A 17,838-nucleotide genomic window follows, 5' to 3' on the forward strand; every position below is an offset into this window, starting at 1 on the left:
GCGGACAAGTTACACATGGTTAAACCCTGCCTTCGTCAGGCAGACCCATTCGGGGTTGACTGCATCGTGTCTCATTTCCAGCTTCTCGCCTCTCTCTGCCTCCGCCCCTCTGTCTTGCATCGTTGCTCTCGCCTCTCTGTCTCGCCTCTCTTGGTTCTTGGATCTTGGTTCTTGGATCTTGGATCTTGGTTCTTGGTTCTTGGCTCTTGGCTCTTGGCTCTTGGTTCTTGGTTCTTGGTTCTTGGCTCTTGGTTCTTGGTTCTTGGCTCTTGGCTCTTGGCTCTTGGATCTTGGCTCTTGGCTCTTGGATCTTGGTTCTTGGCTCTTAAGTCTAAACTCTCGCTTCTCGCCTCTCACCAGCCTCTCATTTCCTAATTGAGATATCTTCCCTGCTAAGATACTGCTTCAATTCGGGAATTGGAATTTCTTTGAAGTGGAATATACTTGCAGCCAATGCTGCATCTGCTTTTCCAAAGGTAAAGACATCCTTGAAATGCTCCATATTTCCAGCACCTCCTGAAGCAATGACTGGAATAGAAAGCATGGAAGAAATCTCGGCGGTAATTTCATTTGCAAATCCACCCTTGGTACCATCATGATCCATGGAGGTCAAAAGAATCTCTCCAGCACCTCGTTCACAGACTTCTTTTGCCCACTCTTGAGTATTGAGAATTGTAGGCTTTCTTCCACCATGTGTATGTACGAAATCAACTCCGTCTACATTCCTGGTATCTATAGCCACCACAATACATTGACTTCCAAACTCCAAAGCCATTTCATTGATTACTCCCGGATTGTGAACAGCTGCGGAATTGATTGAAATCTTATCTGCACCAGCATTGAGAAGCAACTTCACATCCTCTACTGTACTAATTCCACCACCTACTGTGAATGGTATATTGATTGCCTTGGCAACCTTGGTTACTAATTCTGCTAATGTTTTACGCTTATCAACGGTGGCTGTTATATCTAAAAACACCAGTTCATCTGCACCTTCATCAGAATATATCTTGGCTAACTCAACAGGGTCTCCAGCATCTCTAAGCTGGACAAAGTTGACACCTTTGACCGTACGTCCATCCTTGATATCTAAGCAAGGAATAATTCTTTTTGTTAACATTTTGTATTAAGGGATTTGTCCCGATACTTTTCGGGATGAAAGATTTTAAAACTGGTGGAAGGATTTAAGATTCTAAAGTTTTAAGAGTCAACCCGATATAGTGAATTAGTAGACACAAAGACTTGAAATTATCTGATTTTTACATGTTTTGAAAATAACACATCCTTGATTTAAAATTATTCCCTCTTTGTCTTGATTCTTGACTCTTGTTTCTAGTGTCTCATGTCTCATATCTAGTGTCTTAAAATGCTGCCAATTCTTCCAAACTAATCCTACCTTCATAAAAAGCTTTACCAACAATAGCTCCATATACCCCTGTTTTTTGAAGTTCTTCTAGGTCTTTTACCTTTGAAACACCTCCACTAGCTATTAATTTAATACCTGGGATCTCTTGCATGATTTCTTTATAAAGCGCTACAGAAGGACCTTGAAGTAAGCCATCCTTTGCTACATCCGTGCAAATCACATAACTAATCCCTTTGGCATGATAAGATTTGATAAAATCAATCAAATCAACTTCCGTTGTCTCTTCCCATCCGGAAATGGCAATTTTCTTATCCTTTGCATCTGCACCAAGGATAATTTTTTCTCCTCCATAAGTACTGATCCATGATTCGAACATCGCTGGGTTTTTGACTGCAATACTTCCTCCAGTCAACTGTTTGGCTCCAAGTTCAAATGCTAGCGCTATATCTTCATCAGATTGTACTCCACCTCCGAAATCAACTTCAAGTGAAGTCCCTGAAGCAATGCTTTGAAGGACTTGCTTATTGATAATTTTCTTTGCCTTAGCACCATCCAAATCTACCAAATGCAACTTGCTGATTCCTGCATCCTCGAATCGCTTGGCCATTTCAAGTGGACTATCATGATATTCCTTTTTCTGATTGTAATCACCTTGTGTAAGCCTTACGCACTTACCTCCGATGATGTCTATTGCTGGTATGATATACATTTTGATTTTAGATTTTAGTCCCGATAGCTATCGGGATTAGATTGAGGGGATTTCTCTAATCTTCTCTTGTTTCTTGTTTCTTGTCTCTAATCTCTCGCTTCTCGCTTCTTAATTCATTGTACTTAATACTTAGTACAATCTATAAGCTCAAGAAATTCTTCAATATCTGCTCTCCTACCAAGCCACTTTTTTCGGGGTGAGCTTGCATGGCGTAGAAGTTATCTCTATGCATCAAACCTGCAAAGTCCAATACATAGTCTGTCGTAGCTATGGTGTATTCACTGAGCTCACAATAGTAGCTATGAACATAATAAACGAAGGATTCATCCGACAAACCTTTCAATAATGGAGTTTTGAGGTCTGTGAGATTATTCCATCCAACATGTGGCACTTTGAAATCTGCCTGAAATTCTGGGGTAAACTTTTTAACTTTTACCGGAAACACTCCTAAACAGGTTGTATCATTTTCCTCAGAATGTTCACAAAGTAATTGCTGACCAAGACAAACCCCAAAAAAGGGTTGTTTTAATGTAGGGATCAATTGATCTAATTGCTTTTCTTTGAGGTATTTCATTGCTGTGCTTGCCTCTCCTTGACCTGGAAATATCACTTTATCAGCTTTGGAAATCTCCTCAACATCATCAGTCAACATTGCTTGCACACCCAATCTCTCCAAGGCATAAAGCACAGATTGTACATTGCCGGCATTGTATTTTATTATGGCTACTTGCATTCGGATTTTAGTTTTCAGTCCCGATAGCTTTCGGGGTTAGCGTTAAGGTTTAGATTTAGGTATTCTAAAATCTTAACGCTGATTATAAGTGTGCAAAGTTAGAAATTATCGATTCTAGCCATTCATGTTTTCAAAAACTTCTATACAAGTTTAGCAGATTTAAGAGATTATTTTCTCAAATAGGGTCTAACTCTTGGGATTGCCATGATTTCCTTTTGTCTTCCGTCAAAATAAATCACCTTTTCTCCATCAAAATAAGCTCCCTCCTCTAATTGGAAAACAACGTCTTTTCCCCACTCCTCCACATGAACGGTTGCGCTTAATTCAATAGCGTAGGCAGTATTGGGGTATAAAGGGTAGTCGCCAGCACCTTTGGTATCACCTTGATTGTCCCACATGCCAATAGTCGGCCCAGATGCGTGACCATGATAGCCCAATGGATGAGAGTATATACTACCTTTAATATTTTCTTTAGCCATTACAGCCCTAGTTTCTTTGAGGATCTCATTCCCTGTTCTGCCTGCTACAAATTGAGAAGTCAAGATATCTTGCAGCCTATTACCTACTTTGAGTCCTGCTTGCAAATAGGCTGGCACTTCCATTTCGTCTTGCTTGAGTACATAAGCTAGCTGCTGTGTATCGGTATTCAACCTTAAGTAGGTGATCCCGAAATCTATATGTAGCAAATCACCTGGTTGAATCACATTTTCCTTGACATGCATCTTTCCTTGTTTGGAGTTTGATGAGGAACTTTTTTCTGATCGCTGTAAATCAACAGTTGGTTGAAACCAAGTATCAAGTTTTCGTTCTTTTATTCTTTCTCTGTACCACCATACTACATCCTCTGTAGTAGTTACCCCTGGGGTAATCACATCTTCTGAAAGTCCTTCTGCAATGATTTCATTCGCAATAGTTTGCATATGTCGATAGGTAGCCATTTCACTTGGTGTCCTCGTCTCAAGCCAACCCACTGCAAGTTTTTCCCCTGATACTATTCTTTGATTGAGTTCTTTAGAAAGATTCGACTTCAACAATTCAAAATCACTCACCGAAATCCCATCTGCATGTCCATAAGTATCCGAAAAATTGACGGCTATTGCTTTTGGGTTTCTTTCTTCAATCACTTTGCTAAGTGCTTTCCACTGATCAGGCTCTACCTCAGGATCCCAAGCTTTCTTAAATGCTTTGCCTACATCATATCTCGCCACTGCAATTGCTTCTACCTTATCTTGATTGTCAGCCTTATGGATTACGAGCATAGTCCTCCTCCTAGCGGCAAACCATGTAGCTGGCAAAAATGTCCTGATTACAGGATCCTCATTGTATTCCCTAGAAATCAGCACCCACATATCTACACCTGCCCTATCCATGAGTTCTGGCAATAAATACTCAATTCTTTCTTCAAGTCTTTGCTCCACCACATCAGCTTGAGCACGTTGGGAGAGAACTGCGGGGTGTTGTGCCAATAGGTCCAAATGAACCAACACCAGTAGGGTAACTAGCAAGTAAATTTTTCTCATCATATTTATTTAAAATTCAATAATACATCTCTCATTGGCTAGCAAAGACTTTATCTCTTGCTTATCCCACGATTTTTTTATCTCATGAAGATTTGCTTCATATTCTTTTTTAAAGCCTTTTCTATAGATGGCCTCAACAAACCTCCTTACATCTGTCTTATTCTCTAAAATCAATTTGGGAACTGTGGTGGGCTTATCATCATCCCCTTTGGCTACCATGGTAAAATAGCAAGTATTGGTGTGCTTGACTTCTCCTGTTTTTACATTTTCAGAAATCACCTTAATACCAATAATCATCGAGCTATTACCGACGTAATTCACAGAAGCTTTGAGAGATACTAACTCTCCCACCTCTACAGGTTGCAAAAAATCTACTGTATCCACAGATACAGTGACACAATAAGCTCCGCTATGCTTAGAAGCTGTAGCATAAGCAACCTTATCCATGAGAGACAATAAAATACCTCCATGTATTTTCCCTCCGAAGTTAGCATAAGAAGGGATCATTAACTCTGTAATAGTGACACGGGAAAAACTTGCTTTTCTAGCCTCAATCATATTTTTTTTGAATGAAAATAGACAGTATTCAATAGAACACCAAAAGTGATTGTAAAAAAACTTGCTATACTTTCTAAAAACCAAAAAATATGGATCCAAAAGCTACTTTAGATCACTCCTTGATAATTTTTCCTATGGAGCAGTCCTCTGCTCAAAGTATGAAATCTTACTAATAACATCACTCCAGTAATTGACAATCCAATCAATAGACCATACCAAACCCCTAACTCCCTCAAATCCAAAACAAAAGCAAAGAAATACCCTAAAGGCAATCCGATGACCCAGTAAGCTATCAAAGTAATTATAGTAGGAACTTTGACATCAGCCATTCCTCTTAGTGCTCCCAAACCCACCACTTGGATGCCATCTGATAATTGAAAAATTCCTGCGATGACTAGCAGACTAGCACTCATTCTAATAACTGTAGGATCATCAATGTATAAAGATGGAAGAAACTCTCTAAAAACTATAAAGATAAATGCAGATACAAGCATGAATAAGGCAACCATAGTAAATACAGTGAATCCTGCTTCCCTGAGTGATTTGATATCATTTCGTCCTAACTGATTACCAACTCGGACCATTGCAGCAGCCGATAAACCTGAAGCCATCATATAACTCACAGATGCCAGATTGATAGCGATCTGATGAGCAGCCAGTGCAGTCACTCCTATCCAACCCATCATTATAGCCGCAGTACTGAATGCACCTACCTCAAAGATATACTGAAAGCCTGTCGGAACTCCGATTCTGATCATTTTGGAAACCATAGGGAAAGAAAACTTCTTTATCTTAAAGCCTAGATCAAACCTTTTGTATCTATTGGATTTGAATACATAGTAGGCAATGATAATTCCCATAAGTACTCTTGATATAAGGGTGGCCCAACCTGCTCCATTCAATCCCAATGGTGGAAAACCTAAATTCCCATAAATCATTACCCAGTTCAAAAACACATTCAAGCCATTACATACCAAAGTAATATACATGGCTTGTTTGGTCTGTGAAAGACCTTCTGCAAATTGCTTGAAAGTCTGAAAAAACATAAATGGTAGTATTGAAATCGTGATAATAATCAAGTACGGTATAGCCTGTGTAACGACTTCCTCCGGCTGATTCATGTATTTCAGCATTGGTGTGAATAAGGTTATCAGTACAAAAAGTATAAATGCTGTGGCAGAATTGATAACAAATCCATGTCTGAACAATCTCCCTATTTTATTATCTTTCTTCTTTCCGTCGGCCATAGCTACCAATGGCGTGATTGCCATAGACACCCCTATTCCAAACATGAGCACCACAAAGAATATACTATTAGCCAGTGAAGCTGCGGCCAAAGGAATGGCTCCAAGCCTACCCACCATCATAGAATCAGCCACACCGACCAGAACTTGACCTAATTGGCTAAGCATCACAGGATAGGCTAGTGTAAAAGTTTTTGAAAAATGATCTTTGAAATTAATGCTATTCATGAATGGAGGGCAGGGTTTTATTTGAAGGGTCAAATATCGAACAATTTGGCCACTTTGAGTAATCCAGCGATAGATATTGCATCAGTAATTTCGCCTTTCATCACTTTTTCCACGGCCTCCTTGAGCGGTAACTTAATGATTTCCAACTGCTCAGTCTCTTCAAATTCTGTTTCTCCTTGAGTCAATCCTTCAGCCAAATATATCACTCCTGACTCATCAGTGACAGAGTTGGAAGTATGTATCTTCATAATCTCCGTCCACCTCTCAGCGATAAGTCCTGTTTCTTCCTTAAGCTCTCTCTGAGCATTGATCAAGTCATCTTCTTCAAGTATCCCTCCACCCATTGGGATTTCCCAAGAGTATTCATTTAAAGTGTATCTGAACTGACCTACTAGCCAAGTATTGCCTTCCTCATCTACTGGTATGATGCCAAGAGCTTTATTTTTAAAATGGACCATTCCATATGTACCAGGTTTTCCTGATGGAATGATCACATCCCTATGCGTGACTTCGATCCAGGGATTTTCAAATACTGTTTGGATTGATAGCGTTTTCCAAGGGTTTTCCATGATTTTTTGATATAAAAAAAGGAGACTATCACTAGCCTCCTATGATTGAGATAGTAATATTAAATTATGCAGGGATAGGAAGAACTTTACTATCCTTGAAAGTAGACAAGATAACCATAGATTGCATAGAATCTACTTCTTTGATCTCACTCACTTTCTCAAGCATGAGCTTTTGATATGCAGTGATATCCTTAGCTATGATTTTCAAGATAAAGTCACCAGTACCAGTGATGTGATGACATTCTATTACCTCTTGGATATCATTGATTTCCTTCATAAAAGCATCAATGTTGCCTTTATTGTGACCTATCAAGCTGACCAAAACAAAAGTACTTACCCCTAAACCAATCCTTTCTGGATCTAGTTTTGCGTGATAGCTTTTGATTATACCTGATTGCTCTAGTTTCTTAACTCTTTCTAAAGTAGGTGCAGGTGATAAGCCTATATCTTTTGAAAGTTGGGCATTGGTGATTTTAGCGTTAGCTTGAAGGATTTCTAATATCTTCCGGTCTATTTTATCGAATTTTACTCTTACGCTGTTATCCATATTATTTAAAATTTTTCAAAATTTTATGTGGCACAAAGTTAATATAATTTAAATTTATTTTATAATCATTTCCAACAAAAAACGACTGGTTTTACAAAATATTGTTGTCAATTAACGTAATTTAATAGAACAAATCAATCGAAATCATGTAAGTATTTGTAAATATTCAAATTATCTCTTGAGAAACTGAGAAGAAATACGATTTTATCAGCTTAAAGTTTATTCTTTTTGATGTAATCCCTTGCTTCCTTATGAGCTGGGTGCTTTCGTTTTGCGTATTTTTTGACTTTGTTGAAATAATCTTTTGCTTTTTTCTTATCCTTATCCTCATTGGCCATTTTTCCCAAAGCCATCAAAGAGTAAAGGTAATACCCGCTTTCTTGACTCTCTGACTCTTCGCCATAAGACAAAGTCTTTAGGTAATATTTCTTGGCTTCTTTCTTATTTCCAATCCTGTCATTGTATTGTGCTACAAAAAATGCCGCATACCTTCCTGAGTTTGATTCATATCCCGTCCAAGATTCATCTATACGCTTAAGAATTTCCAAAGATGTTTCATTCGCTTCTACCATTCTTCCTACAGAATAGAGATGCCTTGCATGAGACCTATGAAAATAAGGGTTATTTGGGTACTTGCTATGTAAATAATCTGTGATCTCTAAAGCTTTGAATGGCTGCTTTTCTTCTGATGCATAGAGCCTGAACAAAAAGTATTGAGCCTCAATCCTTGCATAAAATGCATTTTGTGCAACATCTTCAAGTTGTTTCAGCCCAAGTTTTTTGTCTCCTTTAGGAAAAAAGGCTAGCACTGGCTTCAGTAAAGGATAGTTCTCAGGAATCCACACTGAGAAGTAATTGAAAAGTGCATCTCCTAACAAAAGCTCAGGATTAAGTTCTTCATCACCTTTGCTAAGATTGAGGTATTTCATAGCACTCTTCCCAGCAAATGTCGCTTTGGTCCAGCTCTTTCTTTCGCTGTATAATCTTCCTTGGAATCCATATGCACCCGAAAGGAAAAAAGCTGCCTCTTTGTTTTCTGGATTCTTTTTATAAATTTTTTCTGCCTTTGCGATCGCCTTATCCATTTGGCTGATAAAGGTCGCGTCATATTTTTTGTTTTCTATATCTACAGCTATTTTCCACCAAGTACTTAAGCCTAATAGAAAATCTGGTAGTGGATGATCTGGATATTGTAATCCCATGACCCTAAAACCACGCTCTGCAGTTGCAAAATCAAAATTGTAAAGGCTATTTACAGCATCTGTAATCCTAAATTGCAAACTTTTATCTAATAGTAAATATTCAGAACCTGGTGTCGTAGAAACATCAACCTCATTTCCTTCTTGAGCAGATACTGAACTGAACATTAATAACCCTATCAGCATCGACATGAAGATTTTGTATCTCATTATTTTTTTTTATTTTTTTTTCTGCAAAACTATCAGGTATTAGAAACAAAAAATTACTTTTATCTAAAATTAATTTTTGCTCTATGAGTAAACCTGACTCCCAAGTTGCACAACGAATATTAGATACAATTAATTTCGACAAAAGAATATTTTTTATCATTTTATGTTTCTTATTCATTACCATAAGATTTGTCACCAATGACATAATTCTTGATACAATTTATGCTGGTCGCGAATTGTCAGAAAATGGTTCATTGTCATTTTTCCATCTATTCAATGCGCTGCATTATATTTGGACACCATTTTCTATTCTTTGGAAAGTCACTTTGATTACTTTCTTTCTCTGGACTGGGGCATTTGCTCTGGGATACAAGATCAATTTTAAGCCTCTATGGACATTTGTACTTGTAGCTGAGACAGTTTTTATCTTACCTGAACTTATTAAAATGATTATTTTCATCAGTCCATCATCCGATACTTCTTTCCAGGATATTCAAAATTTCAGTGCTTTTTCCCTTGCTTCTTTGTTCGATCTTGATGGCATTAGTTCAAAATACCACTACCCATTAAAAGCACTTAATCTATTTGAGGTCCTTTATGCTTTCATTTTGACCCTTGGTGTGCATACTTATAGCAAAAGGAACCTTAAGGAATCGTTTTTGATTGTATTGGTAGGCTATGTATTTGTTTACCTAGTATGGCTTATGTTCTATATTTTGGTATATAAATAATCTTACTCCATAGAGAGGCCGTGCATTCGATTTGATCACCGCATGCTCATTCATTTAGAATGAGTGAATTTAAATTTTGAAAAATTGCTAAAATAAACAGTCGGAAATTCGTATCTACACCTATAGGAAAATATCCCCGGACGAAACTGATTGTAATTCATAAATTAAACTTAAAAAGATATATGAATCCTTTATTGGAAAAATTCCATACCCCATTTGAGACCCCTCCTTTTAAAAAAATAAATACTGAGCATTTCCTTCCTGCAATTCAGGATGGAATCCAACAAGCAAAAGCTGATATCGAACGTATAAAAGCGGAGTCTAATCCAGATTTCGAAAATACGATAGTGGCATTAGATAATGCTGGTGAACGACTGTCTTTGGTTTCATCCATATTTTTCAACCTCAATTCAGCAGAGACAAATGATGCTTTACAGGCACTTGCAAGGGAAATCTCCCCACTATTGACTTCACATAGCAATGATGTATTGTTGGATAAGAAGCTTTTTGAAAATGTAGAAATAGTTTTCAAAAAGAAAGAAAATTTAAATCTGACAATAGAACAACTTTCGCTTCTTGAAAAAACTTACAAGAGTTTTGTTAGAAATGGAGCCAAACTTGATCTAGACGAGCAAGAAAAGCTTAGAAGTATTGACCAAAAACTTTCTCAACTTGGTCTGAAATTCGGTGAGAATGTATTGGCCGAAACGAACAAATATAAGCTAATTGTAGAAGAAGAATCGGATCTTGAAGGACTTCCAGAGGCAGTTATTGAAGCGGCATCACAGGAAGCTGAAAATTCAGGAGAAGTTGGGAAATGGATTTTTACACTTGCCTTTCCAAGCTATATCCCCTTTATGACTTATGCTAAAAACAGGTCCCTCAGAAAGGAGTTATTTATAGCATATAATACCAAGGCTAGCAAAGGTGATCAGCTTGATAATCAAGAGTTCATCAAAGAAATGCTTCATTTGAAAAACGAGAGGGCTTCTCTACTTGGGTATAAAAACTACGCGGCATTTGTATTAGAAGAGCGTATGGCAAAAAGCAGTGAAGCAGTGCTTGATTTTTTGGAAAACCTATTGGAGAAAGGTAAACCAAAAGCAATTGAAGAAATCAATGAACTTGAAGCTTTTGCAAAAAACTTGGACCAAATTGATCGATTAGAGAAGTGGGACTTTGCTTACTATGCAGAAAAACTCAAAAAGCAAAAATATGATGTAGATGACGAACTCCTAAGACCTTATTTTCAGCTCGAGAAGGTTACTCAGGGCGTTTTTGAAACTGCCAGAAAATTATTTGGAATTACCTTCAAAAAGAGTGATGAGATTCAAGTATACCATGATGATGTTACAGCATATGAAGTTTTAGATGAAAATGATAACCATTTGGCCGTATTTTATGCTGACTTTTTCCCTAGACCAGGCAAAAGAAATGGAGCATGGATGACAAGTTATAGAGGTCAAAAAATCAGAAATGAGATAGATCAAAGGCCACATGTCTCTATAGTTTGTAATTTCACCAAACCAACCAAGTCTAAGCCTTCACTACTTACATTTAATGAAGTCACCACATTGTTCCATGAGTTTGGACATGCTCTCCATGGTATGTTAGCGAAAGGAACCTATGAATCTCTCACTGGAACACATGTATATTGGGATTTTGTTGAGCTTCCATCTCAAATTTTTGAAAATTGGTGCTATGAGAAAGAATGTCTAGATCTTTTTGCTAGTCATTATGCTACTGGTGAAAAAATATCACCAGAATTGATAGATAAAATCAAAAATGCATCTAATTTCCATCAAGGCTATCAGACAGTAAGACAAATCAGCTTTGGATTACTTGACATGGCATATCATAGTACTGATCCAGGCTTGATAGATAGCATACCTGTATTCGAAAAGGAGCAGATGAAAGGAACTTCTTTACTTCCAGAGGTAGAAGGCACACTCATGAGCACTTCTTTCTCTCATATCTTCCAAGGTGGTTATGCAGCAGGTTACTATAGTTACAAATGGGCAGAAGTTTTGGATGCTGATGCGTTTGAGCTGTTTTTAGAAAATGGTATTTTTGATCAAAACACTGCTAAATCCTTCCAAGAACACATACTTTCAAGTGGGTCTAAAGAACACCCTGAGGTACTTTATAAAAGATTTAGAGGAAGAGATCCAAAACCAGAAGCTTTGCTAAAGAGAGCTGGATTGATATAAATTGAAAAAGGATGCACTTAAATGCATCCTTTTTTTTATCTAAACTGCCAACCAGCAGACCAAACGCTATTAGTCTTTACAGCACCATCATGAACCCTATCAAGACTAACCAAACCACTGACGATATAGTCAATAGTAACCGGAATTGCTTATCCTCGTTCATATTTGTATTTTTGCTGAATATACCATATTAAATGCTGAAAAACAATACCTATAACCATATTTCTTATACAAAAGACAATATAGACACAATATTAATGGGTGCATCAAAGCACATGTGGGTATCAGTCTGTAATACGATCAGTCAGTTCATGATAATGCTTTTGATTTTTAGCCATATTTTCAGCAGTCCATTCGATTTTTGTACTTGCTTTATATTTTCGAACTGAACAAGTTGAGAGTTGACAATATTTGCAACACTTTTCTGGAATGCATGGATCAGAATGAATAAAAACTTCCATTCCACCATGGAAAGTATTTTCAAGAGCCTCTTCTACTTTTTCAACCTCTTCATGAACCCTTTTGAGCTCAAAATAATATGGAAGCGTCAAGTGCAAATCGATATGCCTGTCGCTTCCATACTGTTGGACACGCATATTATGTATATCTATCCACTCTGGTTTTCTTTCACTGTTGAGCACTGATACAGTATGACTGATCGCCAAAGGATTAGCTTCATCCATCAGCCCGCCTACAGACTTTCTCACGAGTATATAACCTGAATATACTATGTACAGTGAAAACAGAATAGATAGGATAGCGTCTAAAATCTCGATGCCTGTCAAGTAAATTACAACTACTCCTCCCACCAAGATTAGACTACTTACGGTGTCTGTGAGTAGGTGCTTCCCATTAGCTTCAAGCGTTATGCTATTCATCTTTCTACCGACATTTTTCAACTTTAGACCAAGCAGCCCGTTTATCAAACCAGTGATCCCAATCAGAAAAACACCTTCAAGAAGCATTTCAAGTTCATTTGGAACAAAGAAATTGTATATTGCCTGATAAATAATGAACAAACCAGCTAGTATAATGAGCACACCTTCAATACCAGCACTAAAAAACTCTATTTTGCCATGACCATATGGATGATTTTCATCCTTCGGCTGAGAACTTAAGTATATACTATACGAAGCAAATCCAGCAGCAACTACATTCACTATACTCTCCAATGCGTCAGTTAGAATTGCAAGTGAATTGGTAATGTAAAAGGAATAAAATTTAATTATCAACAAGATCACACTTACGATAAAAGAAATTCTAATCCACTTTGTTTTTTGCTGATTCACGAGTTGCGGTATAATATTTGGACTCCAAAATTAGAATATATTTATTGAAAATTGCCGATTTTTAATAATATTGAATAGAAAACTGAAAATCTAAATCAAACATTTTATGGAATCAACACCAATCAAACTTCCTTCTTACATCAAAGCACTATTAGTCATCTGCTTGACAGCTGCCATAGTTTTTATATTGATAGTAGGAAAAGGAATTTTTATCCCACTATTTTTGGGAGGATTTATCTCAATTCTACTTACACCTCTTGGAAATTGGCTAGAGGGTAAAAAATTTTCTAGGATATTCAGTGCTATCATATCCTTGATTTCAGCAATTTTGGTAACGGCAGGATTCATCACATTCGTTATTCTTCAAGTTGCCAGCTTTTCTCGCGATTTAGATAATGTAGGAGATAGATTAAACAATTATCTAAGTGATATTGACTCTTGGGTTTATGACAATTTTGCTGTGGAAACAGGCATTGGGGATGGTATTGACAAAAGTCATTGGGTAGATTTGCTACAGTCTAACAGTTCGAGCTTAGCCGAATTTGTACTCAATACCATCGGATCAATGTCTGGGCTTATTTTACTCCCTGTTTTCATCTTCTTTTTCCTGATCTATAGAGATCATCTTACAGATTTTATTGTCAATATGTTCAAAGAACATGACCAAGATGAAATTAAAAGCAAAATTAGAGAACTCAGAAAACTTGTTCAAAGATACATTGTGGGAATTGTGAAAGTAATGGCAATTTTAGCTGTTTTAAACTCAGCTGTTTTGTTTGGACTAGGCATCAAGCATGCGATCTTCTTTGCTGTATTTGCAGCGATTTTGAATATAATACCATACTTAGGGCCATTCCTAGGGGCTATATTACCGATGATTTTTGCATTTTTGACAAAAGACAGTCTATTTTACCCGCTTGGTGTGATTGCAGCATTTACAATCATCCAGCTCATAGAAAGTAATTTCTTAACGCCTAAAATTGTCGGAAGTAATGTTAATTTGAACGCTTTCATCACATTTATTGGATTACTTATAGGAGCTTCTATATGGGGAGTAATAGGAATGATAATGATAATACCGACCTTGGCTGTCTTGAGAAAAATATTTGAACTTGATGAATCAACAAGACCTTTTGCTTTGTTGTTAGGAGAGGAAAAAGAAAAGATACAAAATGATAAATCAAAAAATTAGCAATATTTTATTTATCCTTTTTGCAGCGGTATTATTATTGGCTTGTGCTACACAAGAAGACAAAAAGGGTCGCTTTTTACTAAAAGGAAATGAAAAACTAAAAGAAAATGATCTTAAAGGGGCTTTAGATTTTTATACTGAAGCCCTAAAGATCGACCCTAACTTTGCCGACGCTTTGTTGAATAGAGGTATCGTCCAAAGCAGATTGAATAATTTCGAAGCAGCCATCGATGATTTTAGTAATATCCTTTCCATTGGATCTTCGATTGATAGTACTGCCTATTTTCAAAGAGGTTTGTCTTATCTGGATAACGGCGAAAATTATAAAGCCCTCAATGATGCAGAAAACCTGCTAAAAGAAAGTCCAGAAAGTTGGAAATCATATTTTTTACTTGGACTTACGAAAGAAAGACTAAAGGATTATGATGCTGCACTTAAGGCATTTGAAAAGGGATTATCATACAATCCTACCAATGCTGACTTGATAGTAAATATGGCCACCATTCTTTATTATCAAAAAGACTATAATAGAGCTATAGAATTGTTAGAAAATGCTGAAAAATCTAACCCAGAAGAGGCAAACATTTACAATCTAAGGTCTATGATTGCATTTGATAATGATCGTTATCAAGAGGCTCTATCCTGGGTAGAAAAAGCAATAAGTATCAATCCTAGAGTTTCATTTTATCACAATAACAGGGGACTTTATTACCTATTTTTGGGTGAGTTGGATAAAGGCATCACGGATATAAATTTCAGTATCAAGCAAAACTCTAAAAATCCATATGCTTGGCGAAACAAAGGAATATATTACTTTCTCACAGGAGATAAAGTTTCAGCTCAAAAATATTTGGAGGATGCTAAAAACTATGATCCCAAAATGGACCTTGTGGATGAATACTTGTCCAAAATTAGGGCACTATAAATTCGTCACTACCAATAGATCGTTGATCTTTTGGTGAAGTTCGTCTGCATCAATGGGTTTTGAAACATATTCATCAAATCCCACAGCTTCTAATGCTTTTATCACTTCTTGCTCTATCGCTGCTGTAAGTGCTATCACTGGTGTATTAGAAATCTCCTTGATCTTTGAAGTACACTCAAGACCGTCCATCAAAGGCATTTGAATATCCATAAGAATTATATCGTACTCCTTTTTCCCAATAGCTTCCAATGCTTCAACACCATTTGTGACTCTATCAAATTCATAACCCCATTTTTTAAGAATTTTTCCAAGAACTAGTGCGTTTACATCATTATCTTCTGCCATTAATACACTTACTTGACTGAGTTTTACTTCTTCAGGTTTTGAATAGCTATTTGGTCTTAGCATTTCTTTGTTTACATTTTCAAATGCTATCTCGAAGAAAAAGATTGAGCCCACTCCTAATTGGGATGTTACTTCTATCCTACTATCCATCTGTTCAAGCAATTTCTTTGAAATTGACAATCCTAATCCTGTTCCACCATATTTCTTACTAAATGTCTGCTGTAATTGATCAAAATCTTGAAAAATCTTCTCCATATCTTCCTCCGCTATACCAATACCAGTATCTTTCACTTCAAAATATATGATAGAGTAGTCTGATTTGTTAGATTTCAGCTGAACTTTCAATTCAACTTGTCCATTTTTGGTAAACTTAAGGGCATTGGAAATCAAGTTATTCAATACTTGTGTTAACCTAACTTTGTCACCTAGCACAACTAGATTTGCTGCATCATCAAAGTGAAGTCTTAGGGTATTTCGCGACTCTAATGCATGGGATTCGAAGCTATTAATTACTTGTTTGACAACCCCTGCTAATTCCATGGGCTGTAGATCCAAGCTCAGTTTTCCTGCTTCTATTTTCTGAAAATCGAGCAGATCATTGATCATGATGATGAGATTGTCTACAGAAAAATTGATGGTATCAAAAGCCGCTTTTTGTGCTGGAGTATGAACATCTTGCAGCAAAGTATAGATAGAACCCGTAATAGCATTCAAAGGAGTTCGTAGATCATGGCTGATCGTAGATAAGAACTCGGACTTTATTCTTGACGAGTTTTCAGCAATTTCTTTCTGTAAATGTAGGGTTTGCTCAGACATTTTAGAGCTAGTAACATCACTCAAATATCCATACCATACCAATTTCATATGCCTCACCTCTGCTAACTGTGCATGAACTCTAATCCACTTTATTGAACCCTCATCTTTACCTTTTATTCTAAAGTCGCATTCCCATGGTTTGGTAGATTTAGAAGACATCATCGCCGTAGAAATTACATTGGCAGTATCCTCATGATGAATCTTAGATACAATCACCCCTAAATCTATAGATTCATTATTGGTATCATTTATCCCAAAAAGTTCAAAAACACTAGGACTAAAATATGGGAAAGTGATTTCTCCTGTATTGTTTATGAGGAGTTTAAAAAAAGCACCAGGTACATAATTCGTGAAATTCTTAAATAATTGAAAATCTCTCCTTCTTTCAGTTACGTCTCTACCACTTGCATAAAAACTTCCATCAACAAATTTCACATTCCATGATATTAATCTATATCCATGATTTTTCGACAAAATCCTTACCGACAAATCATCGTAGCCAGAATTTTCTGAATTCAATCCAGCAATTGTGAGGCGAAAATCAGACAAATCTTCAGGATGAAAAAATTGACATAAATCTACATTTACTAATTCCTCTTGTGTATATCCTAGCACCTTAAGTGTTTTAGAATTAACCCATGTGAGAAAATTATTCTTTCCTATCGCAATCATATCAAGACCTGAATCGAAAAATAAATGACTATCTTGAGAAGAAGGAAATCCATGTTTTTTTATTTCCTTGCCGTTATAAAACAAAAAATAGTTTTCTCCATTTTGATTAGGAAGCTCAATTTGAAACTTATAATCACTTGACTGAAAACTAATCAACAACTCTTCTTTAAAGATATAGCTGTTCACATCCAAACCCAACCCCACCAGACTTTTGTCCAATAGGTAGTCACCTATGGAGTTGTCAAATGCAAGATTGCTATAGAAAATATTATACGGATAGGTATCATCAGCTAAAAACACCATATCCGAAGATTCATAAATTACTTTCTTGAAAGTATTATTAATTCCCCTATCCTTCATAGATTTTACTTGAGATCAACTATCGTCAATTGACTTAACTTCAGATAGCAAAACTCTCTAAACTGACGTAAACATACACTTTTTTGCTTTTTACAGCAAATTTTTTATATTTAAATTTTAATATTAAGAATCAATTTTTCCAATTTGCCTTCCAACTCAAGGGTTGACTGAGCACATTTTTTTATGTAACTTTAATTATTAATTAGCTGGATTTCAACTTGGATTTATCGAAATGGTCAATTACGTGTTTTAAGACACATTTGGATTGATTAAACATTTATTTTTTTCAATTAACCACTCCACAACAAACTAACTTATAAATAGTTGGAAATATTTTACAAATAGTCTGATAACCATTCAATTCCGACAGAAATTTAATGCTTTTCTATATAAACTCAACATTTAAAAATATGAT

At 36.4% G+C, this 17,838-nt stretch carries 16 protein-coding genes; 4 read left to right on the plus strand and 12 right to left on the minus strand.

Annotated elements, in window-relative coordinates; genetic code table 11:
* Positions 1 to 9: 9 nt before the first annotated feature.
* From MM214_RS13975 to MM214_RS14020, 10 genes are all read right to left on the minus strand, one after another.
* The gene (locus MM214_RS13975; protein WP_241296257.1) at positions 10 to 357 is read right to left on the minus strand and encodes a hypothetical protein; all 348 of its coding nucleotides are present in this window, start codon (positions 355 to 357) and stop codon (positions 10 to 12) included.
* Positions 358 to 364: 7 nt separating this feature from the next.
* Positions 365 to 1,120: an imidazole glycerol phosphate synthase subunit HisF gene (gene hisF / locus MM214_RS13980; RefSeq protein ID WP_241296258.1), complete on the minus strand. Its 756-nt coding sequence runs from the start codon at positions 1,118 to 1,120 to the stop codon at positions 365 to 367.
* Positions 1,121 to 1,361: 241 nt separating this feature from the next.
* Positions 1,362 to 2,075: a 1-(5-phosphoribosyl)-5-[(5-phosphoribosylamino)methylideneamino]imidazole-4-carboxamide isomerase gene (hisA, locus tag MM214_RS13985; protein ID WP_241296259.1), complete on the minus strand. Its 714-nt coding sequence runs from the start codon at positions 2,073 to 2,075 to the stop codon at positions 1,362 to 1,364.
* Between the two features lie 139 nt (positions 2,076 to 2,214).
* Positions 2,215 to 2,808 (minus strand): imidazole glycerol phosphate synthase subunit HisH, encoded by a 594-nt coding sequence (gene hisH, locus MM214_RS13990; RefSeq protein ID WP_241296260.1) that lies wholly within the window; start codon positions 2,806 to 2,808, stop codon positions 2,215 to 2,217.
* 167 nt (positions 2,809 to 2,975) lie between these two features.
* Positions 2,976 to 4,331, minus strand: coding sequence for a M24 family metallopeptidase (locus MM214_RS13995; RefSeq protein ID WP_241296261.1), 1,356 nt, complete (start codon positions 4,329 to 4,331; stop codon positions 2,976 to 2,978).
* Positions 4,332 to 4,337: 6 nt separating this feature from the next.
* On the minus strand, positions 4,338 to 4,886 hold the full coding sequence (locus tag MM214_RS14000; protein ID WP_241296262.1) for an acyl-CoA thioesterase: 549 nt from the start codon (positions 4,884 to 4,886) through the stop codon (positions 4,338 to 4,340).
* A 107-nt stretch (positions 4,887 to 4,993) separates the two neighbouring features.
* A complete protein-coding gene (locus tag MM214_RS14005; RefSeq protein WP_241296263.1) occupies positions 4,994 to 6,358 on the minus strand; it encodes an MATE family efflux transporter in 1,365 nt (454 codons plus the stop codon).
* Positions 6,359 to 6,387: 29 nt separating this feature from the next.
* Positions 6,388 to 6,927 (minus strand): NUDIX domain-containing protein, encoded by a 540-nt coding sequence (locus tag MM214_RS14010; RefSeq protein ID WP_241296264.1) that lies wholly within the window; start codon positions 6,925 to 6,927, stop codon positions 6,388 to 6,390.
* A gap of 64 nt (positions 6,928 to 6,991) precedes the next feature.
* Positions 6,992 to 7,474: an Lrp/AsnC family transcriptional regulator gene (locus MM214_RS14015; protein WP_076502638.1), complete on the minus strand. Its 483-nt coding sequence runs from the start codon at positions 7,472 to 7,474 to the stop codon at positions 6,992 to 6,994.
* 212 nt (positions 7,475 to 7,686) lie between these two features.
* Positions 7,687 to 8,841, minus strand: a complete 1,155-nt coding sequence (locus MM214_RS14020; protein WP_376856783.1) for a tol-pal system protein YbgF — start codon at positions 8,839 to 8,841, stop codon at positions 7,687 to 7,689.
* Between the two features lie 125 nt (positions 8,842 to 8,966).
* Here MM214_RS14020 and MM214_RS14025 point away from each other — a divergent pair, with 125 nt between their 5' ends.
* Positions 8,967 to 9,614 carry a sulfate ABC transporter permease gene (locus tag MM214_RS14025; RefSeq protein ID WP_241296266.1) on the plus strand — a complete coding sequence of 216 codons (648 nt, stop codon included), beginning with the start codon at positions 8,967 to 8,969 and terminating at the stop codon, positions 9,612 to 9,614.
* A 182-nt stretch (positions 9,615 to 9,796) separates the two neighbouring features.
* Positions 9,797 to 11,824 (plus strand): M3 family metallopeptidase, encoded by a 2,028-nt coding sequence (locus MM214_RS14030; RefSeq protein WP_241296267.1) that lies wholly within the window; start codon positions 9,797 to 9,799, stop codon positions 11,822 to 11,824.
* 284 nt (positions 11,825 to 12,108) lie between these two features.
* Here MM214_RS14030 and MM214_RS14035 read toward each other — a convergent pair whose 3' ends face one another.
* A complete protein-coding gene (locus MM214_RS14035) occupies positions 12,109 to 13,113 on the minus strand; it encodes a cation diffusion facilitator family transporter (RefSeq protein WP_241296268.1) in 1,005 nt (334 codons plus the stop codon).
* Positions 13,114 to 13,219: 106 nt separating this feature from the next.
* Here MM214_RS14035 and MM214_RS14040 point away from each other — a divergent pair, with 106 nt between their 5' ends.
* Positions 13,220 to 14,305: an AI-2E family transporter gene (locus tag MM214_RS14040; RefSeq protein WP_241296269.1), complete on the plus strand. Its 1,086-nt coding sequence runs from the start codon at positions 13,220 to 13,222 to the stop codon at positions 14,303 to 14,305.
* A complete protein-coding gene (locus tag MM214_RS14045; RefSeq protein ID WP_241296270.1) occupies positions 14,286 to 15,230 on the plus strand; it encodes a tetratricopeptide repeat protein in 945 nt (314 codons plus the stop codon). Before MM214_RS14040 ends, MM214_RS14045 begins: the two co-directional genes overlap by 20 nt.
* Here the strand turns inward: MM214_RS14045 and MM214_RS14050 are convergent.
* Positions 15,225 to 17,423, minus strand: coding sequence for an ATP-binding protein (locus tag MM214_RS14050; protein ID WP_241296271.1), 2,199 nt, complete (start codon positions 17,421 to 17,423; stop codon positions 15,225 to 15,227). The two genes, MM214_RS14045 and MM214_RS14050, sit on opposite strands and share 6 nt — an antisense overlap.
* Positions 17,424 to 17,838 lie beyond the last annotated feature (415 nt).

It is taken from the genome of Belliella kenyensis (assembly GCF_022549675.1).
In the GTDB taxonomy this organism is placed as follows: domain Bacteria; phylum Bacteroidota; class Bacteroidia; order Cytophagales; family Cyclobacteriaceae; genus Belliella; species Belliella kenyensis.